Genomic DNA, 20,322 nt, shown 5'->3' on the forward strand with positions numbered 1-20,322 from the left:
TCAGGTCGCCCCTCGCGCGCGCCGGCGCAACCCCGCTATTTGAGCGATAACGGCAACCCTGCGGTGACGAGAACGACCGCACCGACGGCGGCGGCGATCCGCTGGTTGAGCAGCCCGGCATGGTCGCGGAAGCGGCGCGCGAGCGCATTGTCCGGGACGATCCCCAGCCCGACCTCGTTGGCGACGAGGATCACCGGGCCGGGTGCTGTGATGACGGCGCGTTCCAGCGCGGCGCCCGCGGCGTCGATGTCGTGCTCGCCCAGCAGAAGGTTCGAGGTCCACAAGGTCAGGCAATCTACCAGCAGCACGCAGCCGGACGCGCTGTTCGCGACGATCGCCTCGGGCAGCGCGACCGGCGCCTCGACCGTCCGCCACCGCGTGTCGCGGTCGGCGCGGTGGCGCGCGATGCGATCCGCCATTTCGGCGTCAAACGCCTGGGCGGTGGCGATGTACACCAGCTCGCCCGGCAGCGCCTCGGCACGCGCCTGCGCATAGCGGCTCTTGCCTGAGCGGGCGCCGCCGATCACGAACAGCGTGGTCATGCCGCCTCCCCCGCCAGCGCGAGGATCGCGTCGATATCGAGGTGGCGTTCCAGTTCGGCGGCGATCTCGTCGAGCGCGGCATCGACGCTGGCGTGATAATCGCGCCCGCTCGCCTTCGCGCCAAGCCGGGCGAGCAGCGCCGCGCGTTGCTGCGGATCGGCGAGCAGACCGTGGACATAGCTGCCCATCACGCGACCGTCCGCGCTGACGGCGCCGTCGGTGCGGCCATCGTCGAAGCGCGCGAACGCGCGGGCGGCGTCAGCGCCGTGCGTCTCGCCCATGTGCATCTCATAGCCGTGGAAGGGCGCGCCGAGCGCGTGGCCGTGCACCGGGCGGAGCGCCTTCTCGCGCGTCAGCACCGTCTCGATGTCGAGCAGCCCGAGCCCCGCCGCTTCGCCCGCCGGGCCTTCGATCCCGTGCGGATCGCGAATGCGGCGGCCGAGCATCTGATAGCCGCCGCACAGCCCCAACACCGCGCCACCGCGCCGGTGATGCGCGAGGATGTCGATGTCCCACCCTTCGCGACGCAGCGCGGCGAGATCGGCGATCGTCGTCTTCGATCCCGGCAGGATGACAAGCGTGGTCTCGGCCGGGATCGGCGTGCCGGGGGGCACCATCAGCAGGTCGATCGCGGGCTCAAGCTTGAGCGGATCGAGATCGTCGAAGTTCGAGATTCGCGGCAGGATCGGGCACGCGACGAGGGGCTTGCCGGAAGCGCGGGCAGTGGCCTGTTCGAGAACGACCGCATCCTCGCTCGGCAGCCGCGCGGTGGCAGCGAGCCACGGCACCACACCGAACCCGCGCCATCCAACCAAGGCCTCGATCTGGCGATAGCCATCCTCGAACAGCGCGGGATCGCCGCGAAACTTGTTAATAATGAAGCCGCGGATCATCGCCGCGTCGGCGGGATCGATCACCGCGCGCGTGCCGACGATCGCGGCGATCACCCCGCCGCGATCGATGTCGCCGATCAGCACCACCGGGACGGCGACGGCGCGCGCGAAGCCCATGTTGGCGATGTCGCCGGCACGCAGGTTGATCTCGGCGGGCGAGCCGGCGCCCTCGACCACGACGATGTCGCACGCGGCACGCAGGCGATGGTAGCTCGCCGTCACCGCGCCGAGCAGCGCCCCGCGCGCCGCGCGGAAGTTGCCCCCGCCGATCGTGCCGGTCACCCGCCCGTGGACGATCAACTGCGACGTGCGATCGGCCTGGGGCTTGAGCAGCACCGGGTTCATGTCGGTATGCGGTTCGACCCGGCAGGCGAGCGCCTGGAGCGCCTGCGCGCGGCCGATCTCGCCGCCATCGACCGTGACCGCGGCGTTGTTCGACATGTTCTGCGGCTTGAACGGCCGCACGCGCAAACCGCGGTTGGTAAGTGCCCGGCACACGCCCGCGACCAGCACCGACTTGCCGACATCCGAGCCCGTGCCCTGGAACATCACAGAAGCCATGCGATCCCTCCGGCGATCAGCCACAGCGCAAGACACGCGCGGACGTACAGTGCGAGCGCGCGGCCGATGTCGCGCGCGTCGGCGTCGCGGCGCCCGGCGCCGATCCAGGGCTTGAGAGCCATCACGGTGTCGTAGGCGACCGGTCCGGCGAGGCTCAGGCCAAGCGCGCCGGCCATCGCCGCCTCGGTCCATCCGGCGTTGGGCGACGCATGCTTGCCGGCGTCGCGCCACAATATCCGCCAGCCGCGCGCGCCGACGCTGCACAGCAGCATGCCGGCGAGCCGGGCGGGGACCAGGTTGAGCACATCGTCGGTGTGCGCCGCCGCCCAGCCGAACGCGCGCCAGCGCGGCTCGCGGTGCCCGATCAGGCTGTCGGCGGTGTTGATCGCCTTATACACCCACAAACCGGGCAGTCCGGCGACGAGCAACCAGAACAGCGGCGCGGCGACGCCATCGCAAAAGCTTTCGGCGAGGCTCTCGATCGCGGCGCGCGCCACGCCGGCGGTGTCGAGCGCGTGCGTATCGCGCCCGACGATCATCGCGACCGCCCGGCGGGCCGCATCGAGATCGTCGTTGCGCAGCGCGATCTGCACCGCGCGGACATGATCGAACAGGCTACGCTGGGCGAGCCCCGGCGCAGCCAGCAGCGCGCAGACCAGCCAGCCCCACGCGCCGGTCAGCGCGGCCGCGCGCTGGAGCGCGAACGCGCCCCCGCCCACGATCGCGATGAGCCCCAGCATGACGAGCACGCCGGCCGCACGACGCGCCGCGAAGGGCCAGAACGGGCGGTTCCACGCAGCCTCCCCCGCCGCGATGATCGCCGCGAACGCGCCGACCGGATGGCCGACCCGCGCGTACACCGCCGCCGGCCAGCCGACCGCCGCCTCGACCGCAAGCGCGACCAGCGCGACCGGCTCAGCCATCCGCCAGCGCCTGTTCGAGCCGCTCGAGCGCGGCAGCGCTTCCCGGTAGGCCGATGCGAAGCCAATGCGGATCATAATCGAACGGCCGCGTCAGGATCGCCCGGCGCGCGAGCCGCGCAAACGTGGCGCCAGCATCGGGCACATCGACCAGCCGGAACAGCGAACATGCTCCGATCGGCGCGAGGCGGCGCCGCACCAGCATCGCATCGAGATCGGCAGCACCCTGCACAAGCCGTTCGCGCATCGTCGCGATCCAGCCGGCATCGCGATAGGCAGCGGTGCCGATCGCGATCGCGGCGGCCGAGACGGGCCACGCACCGATCCGCGCACGCACCTGCGCGATCACCGGCGCGGGCGCGATCACGAAGCCGAGCCGCACTCCGGCCAGCCCGAAGAACTTGCCGAACGACCGGAACACGATCAGCCGAGCATCGTCGGCGACATGCGCCGCGACGCTGATCGGCGCTTTCGTCACGGCCGCGTCGGCGAAGGCTTCGTCGACCACCAGCCAACCGCCGCGTACGCGCAAACAATCATGCGTCGCGAGCAGATCGTGTGGCGAAAGCAGGCGGCCGTCGGGATTGTTGGGGTTGGCGAGGATCAGCGTGCCGTCCCGAACCTCGGCAAGCGAAGCCGCAGCGACACTTCCCGCGACCATCTCGCCGTGGGTGCGGTAGGTCGGGGCGAGGTATCGTACCGGGCCGGCAAGCATCGGCCCGACCATCCTCAGTCCGATCTCGGTGCCCGGCAGCGCTGCGACGTGCCCCTCACCCACGCCGAAATAGGCTGCAGCGGCCGCCTCGAGCGCGCGCAGCTCACCTTCGTCCGGCAGCCGCGCCCAGTCGATCGCCACTCCGCCGATGCCCGGCCAGGCATGCGGGTTGATGCCGGTCGACAGGTCGAGCCACGGCGCCGCGCCCTCGCCATATGTTGCCCGCGCCTCGGCGAGCCGGCCGCCGTGCCGCGTCCAGCTCACAGCGTTGCCGCCAACAGCAGGGCGGTCTCGACCAGTTCGATCCCGGCGCCATGGCCGTCGCCCGAAATCCCGCCGAGCGCGCGCCGCAGGTATCGCGCCCATCCGAGCAGCAACACGGGTGTGACCAGCACCCCGACCCACACCAGCCCCGCCCCCGCCAGAACCGCCGTCCACACCACGATGTCGATGCGCCGCACCGCCGTGCGGAACCGCGAAGCCAGCCCGGCGTGCAGCGGCGGCAGCCAGCGAGTCCACACCAGCGGCCCAAGCCGCGCCGCGAAAGGAATCAGCACGAGCGGCCCCCACTGTCCCGCACCGATCAGGGTATGCAGCAGCACCAGCTTGGCGATGATCTGCAGCACCAGCGCGACCACGCCGAAGCTGCCGACATGCGGATCGGCAAGAACCGCAAGCAGCCGCGCGCGATCACCATGCGCCGCGCCGCGCGCATCGGCGAGATCAGCAAGGCCGTCGAGGTGGAGCGCCCCGGTCACGCCGATCCACACCGCGAGCGCGGCCAACGCGCCGATCCACGCATCGCCCCGCCCCACCCAACCGACACCCGCGACCAGCGCGCCGATCAGCAGCCCGACCAGCGGGAACCAGCGGATCGACGCGGCAAACGCGGTTTCGTTGGCGGCAACCGCTGGCGTCGGCAGCCGCGTGAGGAACTGGATGGCGAGCAGCAACCCGGTCACGCCCGCAGCGCCAGGATTTGAGCGGTGCGCGGCGTGCCCGGCCATATCTTGAGGCTGAGCATTGCCGCATACGGAAGGTCGAACGCCCATAGCTGGCGCGTCCCGAACCCGCAGAGCAGCGCGAGCGCCGCACGCATCGCGCCGCCATGCGTGACGACCAGAGTCGCGCGCGGCGGCAACGCCGCGATCGCCGCCCCGACCCGCGCCAGCAGCGCCGACCAGCGCTCGCCGCCCGGCGGCGGGGCAGCGTCGGGGTCGTCCCAGAAGCGGCTGAGCGCAGCCGGATCGATCGCGCTGGTCGCGAGTCCGTCCCACGCGCCGAAATCGAGCTCGCGCCAGCGCGGGTCGACCACGACGGGCACGCCGAGATCATCGCCGATCGCCCGCGCCGCAAGCCGGGCACGCGCGAGGTCGGAACTTACCACCCCCGCCACATCCAGATCGCTGGCCTGATCGCGGCACGCACGGATGCCGTCGGGCGTGGGCGCGACATCGCTTCGCCCGATCAGCAGCCCGGCCCGCTCGGGCGCGCCGTGGCGGAGCAGGTGGAGGACGAACGGCGTCATCCCGCGCCGGATACGCCGGCCTCGGCGAAGGTTGCCATCTCGTCGTGCGCGGCGATGGCCGCGCGGACGATCGTGGCCGCCACCGCCGCGCCGCTCGCCTCGCCAAGCCGCATGTCGAGGCGGAGGATCGGCTCCAACCCAAGCGCGGCGAGCACCCGCCCGTGCCCCGGCTCGAGCGAGCAATGCCCCGCGAGACAATGCGCGATCGACGCGGGCGCCGCGGCCGCGAGCGGTGCCACCGCCGAACAACAGATGAACCCGTCGAGCAGCACTGGCACGCGCAGGTGCCGCGCGCGCAACACGGCGCCCGCGATCGCGGCGATTTCGCGTCCGCCGACCCGGCGCAACGTCTCGAACGCGGTCATCGGCGCACCGGCATGAAACGCCAGCGCGCTGTCCACCACGGCGACCTTGCGCACGACGCCAGCGCCATCAACCCCCGTGCCTGGTCCGACCCAGTCGGTCCCGCTGCCGCCGAGCGCGCGCGCGCATAGCGCGGCGGCGGCGGTGGTGTTGCCGATCCCCATCTCGCCCAGCACGAGCAGGTCGAGTCCCGGCTCTACGCTCGCGGCGCCGGCGGAAAGCGCGGCGAGGCATTCCGCCTCGCTCATTGCCGGCGCGGCCGTGAAGTCGGCAGTCGGCCGATCGAGATCGAGCGCGACCACCTTGAGGTCGAGCCCCGCCGCGCGTGCGAGCGCGTTGATCGCCGCGCCGCCGTGTTCGAAATTTGCGACCATCTGCGCGGTGACCGCTGGCGGGAAGGCGCTGATGCCGTGCGCGACGACACCGTGATTGCCCGCGAACACGACGGCGCGGGCGCGGTCGATGCGTGGCCGCGCGCGGCGCTGCCATCCGGCGAAGAACACCGCGATGTCTTCGAGCCGCCCGAGCGAGCCGGGGGGCTTGGTGAGTTGCGCCTGCCGCGCACGCGCCTCTCCAATCGCGTCCGCGTCGGGCGTGATCGGCGCCGCCAGCGCCGTCTCGAAATCTTGAAGCGTCGCGAAGGTCATTCCGCGACGAACCCGGCCGGCGGGGTGCGCGTGATGAAATGCCCCTTCACCCCCTGCGGCCAGCGCGCGAAGGGCACGCGGCCATGCTCGCTCGCGGCATATTCGACCGCATAGTCGAGGATCGCGCGTGCGGCCTCGGCGTCCGGCGTGAAGCGGCCAAGCACATAGCCGACCTTGTCGGGTGCGCGCAGGTGGACGGTGCAGAACTCGGTGCAGGCGAACAGGCAGGGCATTTGCTGCACGGAGACCGCCTGATAGCGCGCGTCCGACGCCTGTACCGCATGCAGCGCGGCGACCAGCCGCGCGCCGCCGCGCACGCCCGCCGCATCCTCGCGCACATCGGTGGCGTGGCGGCAGGTGTTGCACGCAACCACCGCCGGACCATCTTCGACTCGCCTGAGCATCAGACGCCCACCGCGCAGAGGCACGAACGAACAACGACAAATTGCGACATAGCACCGGCACCCACGACACGGGCCGCGCGCGGTGCGCCATGTCCACGACACGGCGCACCGCGAACCGCGGTCCAACCATGTCGCCTCTCGGGTTCACCCCCGTCCGCCCGGCACACCCTGTCCGCACGAAGGACGACCGCGACGGGCAGGTCTCCTGGCTCGCGGGTCAATGCCGTTCCGCGCCGCCTTCTCGGGGGCTTACGCTCCCAATGGCCTGTGGCGCGGTGGCTCGCCGCTTACAGTTGCAGGGGCAGCCGGGGTTTTCCCGTTCCCTTTTCATCCCCGTCGCCGGGGAACCTGTCGCAGGTGGCGGGGTAATCGCGCCGGCGCGGCGCGTCAATATGCGCGCGCGACCGGCACGATCGTGGTGGTTCCGCCATGCCGTTCTATGGCGGCGGTGATCCCGTACACCGCGCGCAGCCGCTCGGGGGTGAGCACGTCGAGCGGGGCGCCGTCGGCGACAATCGCGCCGGCATCCATCAGCAGCAGACGGTCGCAATAGCGCGCCGCCATCGTCAAATCGTGCAGCACCGTCACGACCAGCGCGCCGCCGTTCGCCTCGGCGCGGAGCAGTTCCATCACGTCGATCTGGTGGCCGGGATCGAGCGACGCGAGCGGCTCGTCGGCGAGCAGCGCGGGGGCCTCGACCGCGAGCGCGCGGGCGAGCAGGACGCGTGCGCGCTCGCCGCCCGACAGCTCGGTGGCGATACGGTCGCGCAGGTCCGAGACGCCGGCGCGCTCCAGCGCCCGCGCCACCGCCGCCGCATCCGCCTCGCCGACCCGCGACATGGGCGCGAGGTGCGGCAGGCGGCCCAGCGCGACGAGCCGTTCGACTGTGAGCGGCCAATGCAGCGTCTGCCCTTGCGGCAGATAGGCGAGCGTCCGCGCGACCGCGCCGCGCGCCATGCTGGCGAGCGGAACATCATCGATGCGCACGTTCCCGGCCGCCGGAACCAGCCCGAGTATCGCGCGCAGCAACGTCGATTTGCCCGCGCCGTTGGGCCCGATAATCCCCACCAAAGTGCCGGGAGCCAGCACCGCGCGCACGTCGCGCACGACGGGTCGCCGCCCGAGCACCACGCCGACATGGTCGAGCGCGATCGTCACCATAGCCGTCGCTCGCGGATCAGATAGGCGAGGAACACCGGCACGCCGAGGAACGCCGTAACCACGCCGAGCTTCAACTCGCTGGTCGCCGGGATCAGCCGCACGCCGATATCCGCGCAGGTCAGCAGCACCGCGCCGGCCAGCGCCGACGGCAGCAGGATCGCCGAGGGGCTGCGGTCGGTCAGCGGACGCACCAGATGCGGCACGATCAGCCCGACGAACCCGATCGATCCCGACACCGCGACCGCGCCGCCCACGCCGATCGCGACGCCAAGCAACAGCCGCAGGCGCGTCGCGCGCAGATCGGCCCCGAGCGCCCGCGCGCCATCCTCGCCCAGCGTGAGCGCATCGAGCGCGCGCGCGTCGAACAGCAGCAACGCGCTGCCGGCGGCGATGCACGGCAGCGCGATCCAGACATGCTGGAACGAGCGGTTCTCGAGGCTGCCGAGCAGCCACGTCATGATCTCCATCGCCGCGAACGGATTGGGCGAGAGGTTGAGTGCGAGGCTGATCGCCGCCCCGGCGAGCGTCGAGACGGCGATGCCGGCGAGGATCAGCGTGAGCGGGCTTTCCGAGCGCCCCGCGATCGCGAACAGCAGCACCAGCGACACGAGGCCGGCCGCGATCGCCAGCACCGGCAGAACCACCGGGTGCAGGTCCGCCAGGCCGAAATAGATCGCGGCAACGGCGCCAAGCGCCGCCGCGTTGGACGCACCGAGCACCGAAGGCTCGGCGAGCGGGTTGCGCAGATAGCCCTGGAGCGCAGCCCCAGCCAATCCGAGCATGGCGCCGACGGCCAGACCGAGGATGGTGCGCGGCAAACGCAGTTCGAGCACGATCGCGCTGGCGACCGCATCACCGTGCCCGCCGAGCGCCGCGAGCACGCGCCCCGGGGCAAGCGGGACCGTTCCCAGCGCGAGCGAGGCGATGCTCGCGACGATCATCAGGACGACGAGGCCGCCGATCAGAGCCGACCGCCGGCCACACGGATGGGTGGTCATCGTCTGCCCGCCTGGATCGCGGCAACGTTTGCGCGGCGCTTGTACCGGCGGACTGTTAGCGTATTGGCAAGGCAATGACACGCCGCCTCCTGCCGATCCTGCTCGCGCTCGGACTGACGGCAGCCGCGCCGCCGGCGCACCCGCCGCGCCGGATCGTCTCGCTCAACCTGTGTGCCGATCAGTTGCTGGTCGAACTCGCTGATCGCGGCCAGATCGCTGGGCTGACGCGCAACGCGCCCGACGCGGAGATGTCGGCGGTGGCGGCGCGGACGCACGGGTTGCACATCCTCGGGCAGTCCGCCGAGGAAATTCTTGCGATCGGCCCCGATCTGATCGTCGGCGCGCCCTCCCCGCAAGGCGGCATGGCGGCGGTGCTCGCGCCGCACCGGTATCCGGTGGTCGATCTCGCGTGGGCGAACAGCTATGCCGATATCGTCGCGCAGATCCGCCAGATCGCGCGCGCGGTCGGGCATCCGGCGCGTGGGGAAGCGCTGATCGCGCGGATGAACCGCGAGCTTGCCGCCTTGCCGCGCGCCCCCGGCCATCCGGTCGCGGCCTATTACCAGCGGCGCGGATACATGACCGGCACCGGTACGCTGGTCGACGACATCATGACGCGCGTCGGACTGACCAACCTTGCCGCCAAGCTCGGCAAGCCCGCGCTGTCGCAGGTCTCGCTCGAAGAGATGATCGCCGCGAAGCCGGATTATCTCATCGTCGAGACCGGCGCCGAGCGCGTCGTCGACCAGGGCACCGAGATGCTCCACCACCCGATCCTCGACCGCATCCCGCGCCTGCGCCTGCCCGAAGCGTGGACCGTATGCGGCGGCCCGGCCTATGTGTTGGCCGCGCAGAGCCTCGCGCGGCAGATCGCCGCCACCCGCTGAACCTCGATCCGTCCCGGCGTCGCTCGACACGAACGGACGGGTCAAAACTCCACCCCCGCCTGCGCCTTGACGCCCTGCTCGCGGAACGGGTGTTTGACCAGGGTCATCTCGGTGACGAGGTCCGCCACGTCGATCAGTGGCTGCGGCGCGTTGCGGCCGGTAATGACGACGTGCGTCATCGCCGGCTTGGCCGCGAGCGCCGCCAGCACCTCCTCGACCGGAAGATAGTCGTAGCGCAGCACGATATTGAGTTCGTCCGCGACCACCATCGCATAGCTCGGATCGGCCATCATGCGCTTCACCTCTTCCCAGGCGGTGCGCGCGACGGCGATGTCGCGCGCGCGGTCCTGCGTGTCCCAGGTGAAGCCTTCGCCCATCGGCTTGAACGCGACAAGATCGGGGAAGCGATCGAACACCGCTTTCTCGCCGGTGGTCATCGCGCCCTTGACGAACTGGACCACGCCCACCTTCTGACCGTGCCCGATCGCGCGCACCACCATGCCGAGCGCAGCGGTGGTCTTGCCCTTGCCGGTGCCGGTGTGGACGATGACGAGCCCCTTCTCGATCGTCTTGGCGGCAACGATCTTGTCGTGCGCGGCCTGGCGCTTGCGCATCTTGTCGGCGTGCTCGGCCTCGGTGCGCGCGCGCATCAGATCCGCGCCTTGATGCCGCCGTAGCCGGCACGACCGGGGCTGCGGAAGCCGACGTTTTCGCGGTAGTCGGTGTCGAGCAGGTTCTCGACGCGACCGAACAGCGAAAGGCCGCGCGCGATCGTCACGTCGGCGCCGATGTTGACGAGCGTATAGGCCTTCAACGTCTCGGTCGCGAAGGTGGCGAAGTTGGAGTCGCGGGCTTCGCCATTGTAGCGCACCGTCACGTTCGCGCCGTAGCGATCGGTCTTCGCGCGCCACGCGAGATTGGCGCTGCCGATGTGCGACGGGCGGCGGATCAGCGTGACATCGGCTTCGTCATGCGCGTCGAGATAGGTGTAGCTGCCGTCGAACCGGAACCCCGCCGGCAGGTCGAAATTGGCCGATACCTCGACGCCGCGATGCGGCGACGATCCGGTCGCGTTGATGACGGTATAGACGGGCGAGAAGGTGCTGACGATCTTGTGGCGCAGCACCGAATCGAAATAGGTCACGTCGATCCGGCCGTGGCCGCCGAGGAACGCCTGCTCGACGCCTGCCTCCCAGCCGGTCGATTCCTCGGGCTTGAGGTTGGGATTGCCGACGAAGCCGCTGGTCGGCGCATAGCCGAACAGTTCGGAGAACACCGGCGCCTTGACGCCGGTGCCGCCCGCCGCGTGGAGGCGCGTGCCGCTGTCGAAGCGGTAGCTCGCTTGCAGATGCCAGGTCGTCGCGTCGCGAAACCGCTGGTTGATGTCATGGCGCACCGCCCCACCCAGCCCGAGGCGCCCGTCGATGGTGAGCTGATACTGGCCGACCAGCCCCCAATTTTCGGTGCTGTTGAACGGGTTGCTGCCGGTGATGAACGCCGAGGTGCCACGATAGGACTCATGCTCGTAATCGACCGCGCCGGTGATGACGTGGCTGACCCTGTCGTCGCCAAGTTTGAGCGCGGAGACGAACGACACCTTTTTGCGCCGTCCGGTGTCGCCGGTCGTCTCGGCGCCGGTGTCGTCCAAATAGCGGCGCCGCGAATCCTGCAGTTGCGCGCTGAGATCGTTGCTCCAGCGCCCATCGGCGGTGTCGTAATGCGCGCCGACCAAGGCATAGACGGCGTCGTTCAAATAGCTGCCGCCCGAATCGATCGCGTTGCCGGTGAGCGCATAGTCCTGATCGTTCACGTCGGCGTCGGTATGCGTGTAGCGCACCACGCCCCGCAGCGCGAAGCCGCCCGAGCGATAGCCGAACTTGCCGTTGACCGTGCCGATCTTCGAACCGATCGGCCGCGAGCCCTCCGGCGCGACGACATAGCCGCCGATCCCCGAATAGGAGCCGCCGACCGCATAGTCGACATCGCCGACCGTCCCGGCGCCCCGCACCGCGCCGTTGACGGTGTTGAACGATCCCGCCTCGATATTTCCGGCGAAGCCCGGCATCTCGCGCCCGGTCGCGGTGATATAGTTGATGACCCCGCCGATCGCGTCCGATCCGTAGAGCGCGCTCTGCTCGCCGCGCAGCACCTCGACCCGCGCGCCGGGATCGGCGAGCAGCGAGGCGAAATCATATTCGCCGTAATAGGGATCAGCGGCCTCGATGCCGTCGATCAGCACGAGCGTGTGGTTGCTCTCCGCGCCGCGGATGCGCACCTGGGTGATACCGCCGACCCCGCCCGTGCGGTTGACCGACACGCCGGGCACATCGCGCAGCACGTCCGAGACGATCACGGTCTGGCGATCGGCGAGATCCTCCGCCGACAGCACCGTCGCCGAAGCGCCGAGCGTCGCCGTCGAAATCCCGCCGGTGCCGCGCGCGGCGGTCACCACGACGGTGTCGGTCGCGGTCCCTGCGCTGGTGTCGTCCGCCGTGGGCTGCGCGAGGGCCGGTGTGGCAACCGTCAGCGCGGCCATTGCAATCATCGTATTCTTCATCGTCCTACCGCCGGGCGTCGAGCGAAGACGCGGCTGGGGCGAGCCGTCCGCGCGCGGACGACCGATCGCGTGCCACACAGACGGACGCCGATCGACGCCTGACGCCACGCGACCCTTGCGGCCCCGCCGCAGGGTTCGGGCATCCGGCGGAGTGTCGCTTCGCCGGAACCCGTTCGTCGCTCAGACGGAGGACCGTGCCACGGCCTGTTCCTGGACCTTGGCAAGAGCGACCACGACGCCGGCAGGTCTCCTGGCTCACGGGTCTGGGCTTGATGCACGCCTTCCCAGCGGATGCTTTGCCGCATCCCCCAGTGGCCGCCCGGATGGACCGGACCCGTGCATCGCGCTCGCCGCTCACAGTTGCAGGGACAGCTATGGATTTGGGCCGCTAGAGCCCGCACCATATTCCCGTTTTCAGCCCCTTTCGGGGCACCGACGCGATCTTGGGCGGCTCGTCACCAAGCCCCCCGCCGCGGCGCTTAGGACAGATCGCCCGTGTCGCCAACCGGAATCGCGGCGCACGGAACCGAACCCCGCCTGCCCCGTCTTACCGGCAGCAAGGAGCGACACGATGGCGATTCATCTGAAGAAAGGCGACAAGGTTTCGTGGAAGAGCCACGGCGGCACCGCGCACGGCACGGTGGTGAAGAAGCAGACCACCGAAACCACGATCAAGGGCCACAAGGTCGCCGCCAGCAAGGACGCGCCACAGTTCATCGTCGAAACCGAGAGCGGCAAGCAGGCCGCGCACAAGGCCGAGGCGCTCAGGCGCGACTAGGCCGGGCCGGACGCTCGTACAGCGCCGTCGCGATCGCCTGTTCCACCATTCGCCCGGCGGTGCGAACCCGGTTGGCGGCGAGCAACGGCCGCTCCGCCCGCGACCGCGCCAGTACTTCGGCCGGATCGAGGTCGCGAAACCCAACGCTCTGCAAGCCGGGATGGCGCGCGATCTCTTCGCACATCGCGCGAAAGCGACGCATCACCATTCGGTTGGGGCGTTCGCGGTCGCGTGAGAGCATCTCGAAACTGTGCGTCACGATGACGAACGGCGCTTCGCCCGCCGCCGCGTGACGCAAAGCCGCGCGCATCTCCCAGCCCGACAGCGCGCAAATCTGCGCCGGGCGGAAATGCCCCGGCCGGTCGAGCAGACCCGATACCGGCAGTTCGACCACACCGCCGAGATCGACGGGCGCGTGCGTCTTGCGGCTGACGCGGCAGCTATCGTCGGGGCAGCCGATATTGACGCTGCTGTCCCACCTGATGCCCAGAGTCGCCAGCGCGGCGATGGTGCGATCATCCGCGCCATAATTTCCCGCACGGAACGCGGTCGGGCGCGGCGCACCGGCGCTGGTCAGCAGGTCGCGGGCGAGCGTCAGCACCGTGATCTGCTCGGCCAGATCGAAATCACCGATGTTGCGCGCGCGTCCGCCGACCGGCGCATGCGACGCCCATTCGAGCCACTCGGTATGACTATGCAATTGCACCTCATGGCCGCGTGCGAGCATGGGGGCGATCATCGGCGCGAGGAAATCGGAGCCGTGCGCGAGCGCGGGCATCGGATCGACGAAGAACACGGCTTTCAAACCGGCGCGCTCCAGCATGTCCATCTGCCAGCCGACGCCGTAAGCGGCGTCACCGGCCTTGCCGGCGATCGAGCGTGCGAGATTTTCGCCAAGGCTTGCGCCATGGCGGTGCAGGCGCGAGGACAATTCGGTGTCGATCGTGACGAGGACTTCGGCCATGGCGCCGCACCGATGCCAGCACGGCGTTAACATCGCGTGTGCGCTTATGCGCTCCTTAACGCCTCGCCAGTATCGGCCGAGCTGATATGGACATGATCGACTCTCGTTATGGCACGTTTCGCGGGCTGATCAGGCTTGCGCTGACGCGTGCCGAGCTCGTCACCGGCGACGGCGGGGTGTCGCTACCCGACCGGCGCGCGATCCGGCGGCTGGTGTTCGTATGCCACGGCAACATCTGCCGCAGCGCCTTCGCCGACGTGCTGGCACGCGCCCACGGCCTCCACGCCGCGTCGTTCGGGCTGTCGACCGAGACCGGCAAGCCCGCGCATCCCCCCGTCTGCGCGGCGGCGGCGGCGATGGGGCATGATCTGGGCGCGCACCGATCGCTGCGTGCCCAGGATTACGCGCCCGCCGAGGGCGATCTGCTGCTCGCGATGGAGACCCGCCATCTGCGCAGGCTCGCCGCCGATCCGGCGCTGGCGGCGGCGCCGCGTACCCTGCTCGGCCTCTACACACGACCCGCGACGCCGCATCTGCACGACCCCTATCAACTCGGCGACGCCTATACGCGCCTCTGCCTGGAACGGATCGCGACCGCGATGCCGGTTCTGGCCGCCGCCTTCCCGGGCGCGATCGCGGCGGCATCTTCGCCCGGCGCCGTTCGCGCTGAGCACCCTACCGCTTCAGCTTAGCGAGAACGCCCGCCACGTCGCGCAGCAGCGGCTTGGGATCGGACCATGACCATATGTAATAGCCGGTACGCGGATTGAGGAACTCGGCGAGGTACGATGCCGCCTCGCGCGAGCGGCTGAACGGCGGTCGTCCCGCACCGGCGATATCGGGATCGCGCACGATCTGGACGAGCCGCTTGGTGTCCGGGATCGCGTAGCGCGCGCGGCGCGGACGATAGGCGATGCGCGCGTCGGCGGGTTCGCCGAGCACGGCATGGCGATATTGCTCCCACGCGAAATACGCGCCCGCCTGGCTGGCGAGCGGCAGGCTCCCCCAGAAGCGCCCGTTGATCTCCATCAGCCAATAGCGGCCCGTCGCGGGATCGTGGCGATATTCGACCATCGCCGGCCCCTCCCAGCCGATCGCGGTGAGCAACGCCTCGGATTTGGCCATTTGTTCGCGGTGCTGATCGGCCGGCACCGTCGCGCACAGGGTGGATACGCCGCCGCTAGCGGGGAACTCCCGCACGCGCCGATGCTGGAAGCGCAGCCGCGCCACGCCGTCCGCCATCATCAGCATCTGGCCGAAGCCGTAGCCGCCGACCCAGGTCTGCACGAGCGGATATGCCCCAAGCGCTTCGTAGCGCGCGAGCCGTCCGAGCAGCTCGTCCGGCGTGCGTGCATATTCCGCCTTCTCGAACGCGATGCCGGCGGCGTCGAGCCGTGCGAACATCGCGGGCGGGTCGCCCCATTTCAGCACCACCGGATAGGCGAGCGCCGCCGCGCGCTCGGCCAGTGGTTCGCTGGGTTGCGGTTGCCAGCTTTCGGGCGTGAGGATGCCGACTGCGCGGGCGGCTTCCAGCGTCTTCAGCTTGTCCAGCACGATGTCGAGCTTCGCCTTGCGCGGCGTGAGCACGCGGCACGAGCCGATCCGCTCGGGCAGGTGCGACAGATCGAGCAGATCGCCCTCGCTGATCGCGAACAGCGCGGCGGCGCCGGTCTCCGCGATGAGATCGGGCAGCCAGTCCGCCGGCGCGCGATCTCGCGGGCGCGACACGAACCGCGTGCAATAGCGGGATGCGCCCCCGACCGAATATGCCGATCGCCCGATCGCGACCCCCGGGACACCGAACCGCCCCAGCTCGCGCACGACGGTCAGCCCGATCGCGGTATCCACCCCCAGGACGATCGCGGGCGGGAGAGGATACGGGCGGCTCATCGCGGGCGACCCTGCCGCCGGTTCGCAGGCTTGGCAAGCGGACGTTGGCACGGCCACGGCTGGGTGGCCGGTCATGGTCGGGGAGACAGGATTCGAACCTGCGACATCCTGCTCCCAAAGCAGGCGCGCTACCAGACTGCGCCACTCCCCGACGCGAGAGGCGCCCCTTTAGGCGAAGCCGTTCCCGAAGCGCAAGCGTTCACTCGCGAACGCCTCCGGCCAGCCGGTTACTGCGCGGCGCTGTCGGCGGTGCGCGCCGCCGAATCGCCGACCTTCTTGGCGCTGTCGCCGATATCCTTCGCGGCGCCCGAGACGGCATCGGTGCGGATCGTGTCGTTGCGGCTCTTGTTCGTCAGGAACATCGCACCGATCACCAGCCCGACGGCCAGGACGATCGCGATCAGCCATGTCGCGCCGCTGCCGCGGCGCTCAATGATCGTCGTGTGCGGGGTGTCGGTCACGCGGTCGTCGCTCATCACTCGGCTCCTCGTTCTGATGGATCGCAAAACGAGGAGGCGCGCGCGATGGTTCCCAACCGGACCCAACCGATCAGAACGGCAGCTTGAAACCAGGCGGGAGCGGGATGCCGCTCGTCATCTTCGCCATCGCGTCGCCCGAGGCCGCATCGGCCTTGGCGCGGGCATCGTTGAAGGCGGCGACGATCAGATCCTCGAGCATCTGCTTCTCACTGGCGGCGAGCAGCGAATCGTCGATGTCGATGCCGATGATCCGGCCCTTGGCCGACGCGCGCACCTTCACCAGACCGCCGCCGGCCGCACCCTGAACTTCGATCGAGTCGAGACCGGCCTGCGCCTTTTCGAGCTCGGCCTGGACGTTCTGCGCCATGGCCATGATGTCTTCGAGATTGTTCATGCTTCACTCCGTTGTAGCGCTATGATCCGATCGAGTTCGTCGGGCGGAAGTTCCGCGCCGGGAAACGCATCGAATGCCGCTTTTACCACCGGCATCGCGAGGATTTCGAGACGCCGTTTCTCCTTGTCGGCATCGTCCTGTTCGCGCAGCGTCGGCGCGCCCGGCACGTCGGCGGTCGTCACCTTCCAAACCTTGCCGGTCAGCCGCTTCAACTCGATGTTGAGATCGCGCACCAGATCTGCCGAGATCGGCCGGGCCGAACTGAGCACGATTTCCGGCGCGGCGAAATGAACGACGCTGGCGCTGAAATAGACCTTCGAGGCGAGCGCCTGCTCGCCATTGTCGTCGAGATAGGTTCTCAGCGCGGCGATCGTGTCCGGCAGCGCGGCCTGGGCGGCCGGGGCGAGCGTCGGCGCGGCGGCGGGCGCGGCCGGTGCCGCCATCGAGACGCGACCTTCCGCCAGCATCTTGGCGAGTTCACCCGGATCGGGGAGGGTCGAGGCATGGACGAGCCGGAGCAGCGCCATCTCGCACGCCTCGATCGGCAAGGCGGCGCGACCGACCTCCTCATGCGCCTTGAGCAGCAATTGCCAGAGCCTGTGCAGCACCGCGAACGACAGGCCGCTCGCCCACCGCGCTAGCGCCTCGCGCTCCTCGACCGATTGCCCCGCGTCGATGCCGGCGCCGAGCTTCACCAGCGTCGTGCCGTGAACGGTTTCGAGCAGCGCGCGCAGCACGCTCAGCGGATCGACGCCGAGATCATATTGCCGCCGCAGCGCGGCCAGCGCGCCCGCGCCATCACCGGCGAGCAGCAGCGCGAACAGGTCGCGTGTCGCGCCGCGATCCGACAGGCCGAGCATGTCGCGCACCGCGTCCGCGCGAACGCCGCCGCCTTCCTGCCCGGCGTGCGCGATCGCCTGATCGAGAATCGACAGGCCATCGCGCGCCGACCCTTCCGCCGCGCGCGCGATCAGCCCCAGCGCCTCGGGTTCCGCCTCGACGCCCTCCGCCCGCGCAACATAGGCGAAGTGTTCGGCGAGCTTCTCCGCCGGAATGCGCCGCAGGTCGAAACGCTGGCAGCGCGACAGAACCGTCACCGGCACCTTGTTGACCTCGGTGGTGGCGAACAGGAACTTCACATGCGCGGGCGGCTCCTCCAGCGTCTTCAACAGCGCGTTGAAGGCGTTCTTGGAGAGCATGTGAACTTCGTCGACGATGTAGATCTTGAACCGCGCCGACACCGCCGCATAGCGCGCCGCATCGATGATCTCGCGCACGTCGTCGACGCCGGTATGACTGGCGGCGTCCATCTCTATCACGTCGATATGGCGGCCCTCGGCGATCGCGCGGCAGGGTTCGCAGACGCCGCACGGGTCGATCGTCGGGCCGCCCTGCCCGTCCGGCCCGATGCAGTTGAGCGCCTTGGCGATCAGCCGCGCGGTCGACGTCTTGCCCACCCCGCGCACGCCGGTCATCAGGAAGGCGTGCGCGAGCCGGTCGCGCTTGATCGCGTTGCCGAGCGTTTGCACCATCGCATCCTGGCCGATCAGTTCGGCGAAAGTCTGCGGCCGATATTTGCGCGCGAGGACGCGGTACGCCTCGGCTTTGGGCTGCGGGGGTTCACCAAGATCGAAGGAGTCGGACATGGGGGCTATGTAGGCACGGCGGGGTGCGTTGTCGAAGCTTTGGTAACGCCGGCGAAGGTCTTCAGCGTCCCGGTGCCGCCGGCCTCAACATTCGACGACGTTGACGGCGAGGCCCCCGAGCGACGTTTCCTTGTAGCGTTCGGACATGTCGAGCCCGGTCCGGCGCATCGTCTCGATCACTTGGTCAAGGCTGACGCGGTGCGTGCCGTCGCCGAGCATCGCCAGCCGCGCCGCCTCGATTGCCTTGATCGAACCGACCGCGTTGCGCTCGATACACGGCACCTGCACCAGCCCGGCGACGGGATCGCACGTGAGGCCGAGATTGTGCTCCATGCCGATCTCGGCGGCATTCTCGATCTGCTCGGGCGTCGCGCCGAGCGCCGCCGCAAGCCCTGCCGCCGCCATCGAGCAGGCGACGCCGACCTCCCCCTGGCAGCCGACCTCGGCGCCCGAAATCGAAGCGTTTTCCTTGAACAGAAAGCCGATCGCGGCGGCGGTGAGCAGGAAATCCTCCACCCCGCGCGCCGTCGCGCTCGGCGCGAAGCGTTCGTAATAGCGCAGCACCGCAGGGACGATCCCGGCCGCGCCGTTGGTGGGCGCCGTCACGACCTTGCCGCCGGCGGCGTTCTCCTCATTGACCGCGAGCGCCCACAGGTTGATCCAGTCGATCACCGTCAGCGGATCGGCGAGCGCGCGTTCCTGCCGGGCGACTAGCGTGCGGTGAATGCCGGGCGCACGCCGCTTGACGCGCAGGCCGCCGGGAAGCTCGGCGATATCGGAACGGATGCCGCGATCGATACAGGCCGCCATCGCGTCGCGGATCTCGGCGAGCCGGGCCGAGACGTCTTCGGGAGCGAGGGAGGCTTCCTCATTTTCGCGCATCAGGTCGGCGATCGTCTTGCCGCTCCGCTCGGCGAGCGCGAGCAGTTCGTCGCCCGAGCGGAAGCGGTTGGGCACGTCCCAGCCGCCTTCGGGCGCCGCGTTGCGGCCGATCTCGTCCTGATCGAGCACCGCACCGCCGCCGATCGAATAATAGGTGCGGCGCAGCGTCTCGGCGCCGCTCGCGTCGAAGGCGGCGAAGGTCATCGCGTTGCTGTGGAAATCGAGCCGTTCGCGCGGGCGGAACAGCAGGTCACGCGCTTCATCGAACGGGATCGCGCGGGTGCCGCCGAGCATCAGCGCCCGCTTGGCGCGGATCGCGGCGACCTCGGCATCCGCGACATCCGGGTCAATCGACGCGGGCACGTGCCCGGCGAGGCCGAGCAGGATCGCGCGATCGGTGGCATGTCCCTTGCCGGTCAGCGCGAGTGAGCCGAACAGCAGCACTTCGACCCGCGCCGTACCCTCGTCCGCGCGGCGCGCGAAATCGGCGGCGGCGCGCATCGGCCCCATCGTGTGCGAACTCGACGGACCCACGCCGATCTTGAACAAGTCGAAGGTGCTGCTGACCATGGTGCGGCCTATCACCTTGGCGCGACGCAATCTTGCCCTTTTTTCGAGGTGACGATCGAGCCCGCGATCAGTGCGTGGCCGCAGGCGTCTCCATGATCTCGGTCAGCACGCCGCCCATGTCCTTGGGGTGGATGAAGAATACCAGCGTCCCGTGAGCACCGATGCGCGGTTCGCCGAGCACGCGCGCGCCCTTGCCCTCGAACCAGGATTTCGCGGCGTGGATGTCAGGCACTTCATAGCAGACGTGATGCTGCCCGCCGGCCGGGTTCTTGGCGATGAAGCCGTGGATCGGCGACGCCGCGCCGAGCGGCTCGATCAGTTCGATCTGCGCGTTCGGGGTATCGATGAAACACACTTTGACCCCCTGGGCGGGCAGATCGAAGGGTTCGCCGATCGTCGTCGCGCCTAGCACGTCGCGGTAGAGCGTGATCGAGGTCTCGATCGACGGGGTGGCAACGCCGATGTGGTTCAGCCGTCCGAGTTTCATGCGTCTCTCTCCACCTCATCAGCGATCGGCATAGGGATCGCTTGCAAAATCAAACC

General features: G+C 69.7%; 22 protein-coding genes, 1 tRNA gene and 2 riboswitches. Of the genes, 3 read left to right on the plus strand and 20 right to left on the minus strand.

Translation table 11 applies throughout. The features are described from left to right. Positions 1-35 precede the first annotated feature (35 nt). The 10 genes from cobU to BLS81_RS01840 all read right to left on the minus strand — a co-directional run bounded on the left by cobU (position 36) and on the right by BLS81_RS01840 (position 8,732). Positions 36-542 (minus strand): bifunctional adenosylcobinamide kinase/adenosylcobinamide-phosphate guanylyltransferase, encoded by a 507-nt coding sequence (gene cobU, locus BLS81_RS01795; RefSeq protein ID WP_093219956.1) that lies wholly within the window; start codon positions 540-542, stop codon positions 36-38. Beyond that, the gene (locus BLS81_RS01800; RefSeq protein WP_093219959.1) at positions 539-1,996 is read right to left on the minus strand and encodes a cobyric acid synthase; all 1,458 of its coding nucleotides are present in this window, start codon (positions 1,994-1,996) and stop codon (positions 539-541) included. Before BLS81_RS01800 ends, cobU begins: the two co-directional genes overlap by 4 nt. Then, the gene (gene cbiB, locus BLS81_RS01805; RefSeq protein WP_093221702.1) at positions 1,984-2,919 is read right to left on the minus strand and encodes an adenosylcobinamide-phosphate synthase CbiB; all 936 of its coding nucleotides are present in this window, start codon (positions 2,917-2,919) and stop codon (positions 1,984-1,986) included. The genes BLS81_RS01800 and cbiB overlap by 13 nt, the downstream gene beginning before the upstream one ends. Continuing rightward, positions 2,912-3,895 (minus strand): aminotransferase class I/II-fold pyridoxal phosphate-dependent enzyme, encoded by a 984-nt coding sequence (locus BLS81_RS01810; RefSeq protein WP_256326023.1) that lies wholly within the window; start codon positions 3,893-3,895, stop codon positions 2,912-2,914. The genes cbiB and BLS81_RS01810 overlap by 8 nt, the downstream gene beginning before the upstream one ends. Next, the gene (locus BLS81_RS01815; protein WP_093221704.1) at positions 3,892-4,593 is read right to left on the minus strand and encodes an adenosylcobinamide-GDP ribazoletransferase; all 702 of its coding nucleotides are present in this window, start codon (positions 4,591-4,593) and stop codon (positions 3,892-3,894) included. Before BLS81_RS01815 ends, BLS81_RS01810 begins: the two co-directional genes overlap by 4 nt. Then, complete coding sequence (locus tag BLS81_RS01820; protein ID WP_093219964.1) at positions 4,590-5,159, minus strand: histidine phosphatase family protein; 570 nt, start codon at positions 5,157-5,159, stop codon at positions 4,590-4,592. The genes BLS81_RS01815 and BLS81_RS01820 overlap by 4 nt, the downstream gene beginning before the upstream one ends. Next, complete coding sequence (gene cobT, locus BLS81_RS01825) at positions 5,156-6,169, minus strand: nicotinate-nucleotide--dimethylbenzimidazole phosphoribosyltransferase (RefSeq protein WP_093219966.1); 1,014 nt, start codon at positions 6,167-6,169, stop codon at positions 5,156-5,158. The genes BLS81_RS01820 and cobT overlap by 4 nt, the downstream gene beginning before the upstream one ends. Beyond that, positions 6,166-6,573 carry a DUF1636 domain-containing protein gene (locus tag BLS81_RS01830; RefSeq protein WP_093219969.1) on the minus strand — a complete coding sequence of 136 codons (408 nt, stop codon included), beginning with the start codon at positions 6,571-6,573 and terminating at the stop codon, positions 6,166-6,168. The genes cobT and BLS81_RS01830 overlap by 4 nt, the downstream gene beginning before the upstream one ends. A 177-nt stretch (positions 6,574-6,750) precedes the next feature. After that, positions 6,751-6,940, minus strand: a riboswitch (cobalamin riboswitch). Positions 6,941-6,960: 20 nt separating this feature from the next. Then, complete coding sequence (locus BLS81_RS01835) at positions 6,961-7,734, minus strand: ABC transporter ATP-binding protein (RefSeq protein ID WP_093219971.1); 774 nt, start codon at positions 7,732-7,734, stop codon at positions 6,961-6,963. Further along, complete coding sequence (locus tag BLS81_RS01840; protein ID WP_093219974.1) at positions 7,728-8,732, minus strand: FecCD family ABC transporter permease; 1,005 nt, start codon at positions 8,730-8,732, stop codon at positions 7,728-7,730. Before BLS81_RS01840 ends, BLS81_RS01835 begins: the two co-directional genes overlap by 7 nt. 74 nt (positions 8,733-8,806) lie before the next feature. Here BLS81_RS01840 and BLS81_RS01845 point away from each other — a divergent pair, with 74 nt between their 5' ends. Further along, positions 8,807-9,619 (plus strand): ABC transporter substrate-binding protein, encoded by an 813-nt coding sequence (locus BLS81_RS01845; RefSeq protein WP_093219976.1) that lies wholly within the window; start codon positions 8,807-8,809, stop codon positions 9,617-9,619. A 41-nt stretch (positions 9,620-9,660) separates the two neighbouring features. Here the strand turns inward: BLS81_RS01845 and cobO are convergent, their stop codons facing one another. Together cobO and BLS81_RS01855 are read right to left on the minus strand one after the other, a co-directional pair. Then, a complete protein-coding gene (gene cobO, locus BLS81_RS01850; RefSeq protein WP_093219979.1) occupies positions 9,661-10,269 on the minus strand; it encodes a cob(I)yrinic acid a,c-diamide adenosyltransferase in 609 nt (202 codons plus the stop codon). Beyond that, a complete protein-coding gene (locus BLS81_RS01855; protein WP_093219981.1) occupies positions 10,269-12,176 on the minus strand; it encodes a TonB-dependent receptor plug domain-containing protein in 1,908 nt (635 codons plus the stop codon). The genes cobO and BLS81_RS01855 overlap by 1 nt, the downstream gene beginning before the upstream one ends. Positions 12,177-12,398: 222 nt before the next feature. Next, positions 12,399-12,628, minus strand: a riboswitch (cobalamin riboswitch). A gap of 119 nt (positions 12,629-12,747) precedes the next feature. Between BLS81_RS01855 and BLS81_RS01860 the strand changes: the two genes are divergently transcribed. Then, positions 12,748-12,954, plus strand: coding sequence for a hypervirulence associated TUDOR domain-containing protein (locus BLS81_RS01860; protein WP_093219984.1), 207 nt, complete (start codon positions 12,748-12,750; stop codon positions 12,952-12,954). On the opposite strand, the gene BLS81_RS01865 is transcribed toward BLS81_RS01860, so the two are convergent. Continuing rightward, on the minus strand, positions 12,941-13,918 hold the full coding sequence (locus BLS81_RS01865) for a polysaccharide deacetylase family protein (protein ID WP_093219986.1): 978 nt from the start codon (positions 13,916-13,918) through the stop codon (positions 12,941-12,943). The two genes, BLS81_RS01860 and BLS81_RS01865, sit on opposite strands and share 14 nt — an antisense overlap. Positions 13,919-14,010: 92 nt before the next feature. Between BLS81_RS01865 and BLS81_RS01870 the strand changes: the two genes are divergently transcribed. Beyond that, positions 14,011-14,610 carry an arsenate reductase/protein-tyrosine-phosphatase family protein gene (locus BLS81_RS01870; RefSeq protein WP_093221706.1) on the plus strand — a complete coding sequence of 200 codons (600 nt, stop codon included), beginning with the start codon at positions 14,011-14,013 and terminating at the stop codon, positions 14,608-14,610. On the opposite strand, the gene BLS81_RS01875 is transcribed toward BLS81_RS01870, so the two are convergent. From BLS81_RS01875 to mce, 7 genes are all read right to left on the minus strand, one after another. Beyond that, on the minus strand, positions 14,594-15,808 hold the full coding sequence (locus BLS81_RS01875; protein WP_143023267.1) for a carboxylate--amine ligase: 1,215 nt from the start codon (positions 15,806-15,808) through the stop codon (positions 14,594-14,596). The two genes, BLS81_RS01870 and BLS81_RS01875, sit on opposite strands and share 17 nt — an antisense overlap. A 74-nt stretch (positions 15,809-15,882) precedes the next feature. Beyond that, a tRNA-Pro gene (locus tag BLS81_RS01880) sits at positions 15,883-15,959 on the minus strand. A gap of 76 nt (positions 15,960-16,035) precedes the next feature. Continuing rightward, the gene (locus BLS81_RS01885) at positions 16,036-16,284 is read right to left on the minus strand and encodes a hypothetical protein (RefSeq protein ID WP_093219991.1); all 249 of its coding nucleotides are present in this window, start codon (positions 16,282-16,284) and stop codon (positions 16,036-16,038) included. A gap of 73 nt (positions 16,285-16,357) precedes the next feature. Continuing rightward, positions 16,358-16,681: a YbaB/EbfC family nucleoid-associated protein gene (locus BLS81_RS01890; RefSeq protein ID WP_093219993.1), complete on the minus strand. Its 324-nt coding sequence runs from the start codon at positions 16,679-16,681 to the stop codon at positions 16,358-16,360. Next, positions 16,678-18,327, minus strand: a complete 1,650-nt coding sequence (locus tag BLS81_RS01895) for a DNA polymerase III subunit gamma/tau (protein WP_093219997.1) — start codon at positions 18,325-18,327, stop codon at positions 16,678-16,680. The genes BLS81_RS01890 and BLS81_RS01895 overlap by 4 nt, the downstream gene beginning before the upstream one ends. Positions 18,328-18,411: 84 nt before the next feature. Beyond that, positions 18,412-19,779, minus strand: coding sequence for an L-serine ammonia-lyase (locus BLS81_RS01900; protein ID WP_093220000.1), 1,368 nt, complete (start codon positions 19,777-19,779; stop codon positions 18,412-18,414). 67 nt (positions 19,780-19,846) lie between these two features. After that, the gene (gene mce / locus BLS81_RS01905; RefSeq protein ID WP_093220004.1) at positions 19,847-20,266 is read right to left on the minus strand and encodes a methylmalonyl-CoA epimerase; all 420 of its coding nucleotides are present in this window, start codon (positions 20,264-20,266) and stop codon (positions 19,847-19,849) included. Positions 20,267-20,322 lie beyond the last annotated feature (56 nt).

The organism is Sphingomonas sp. NFR15 (assembly GCF_900103265.1).
Classification (GTDB): domain Bacteria; phylum Pseudomonadota; class Alphaproteobacteria; order Sphingomonadales; family Sphingomonadaceae; genus Sphingomonas; species Sphingomonas pollutisoli.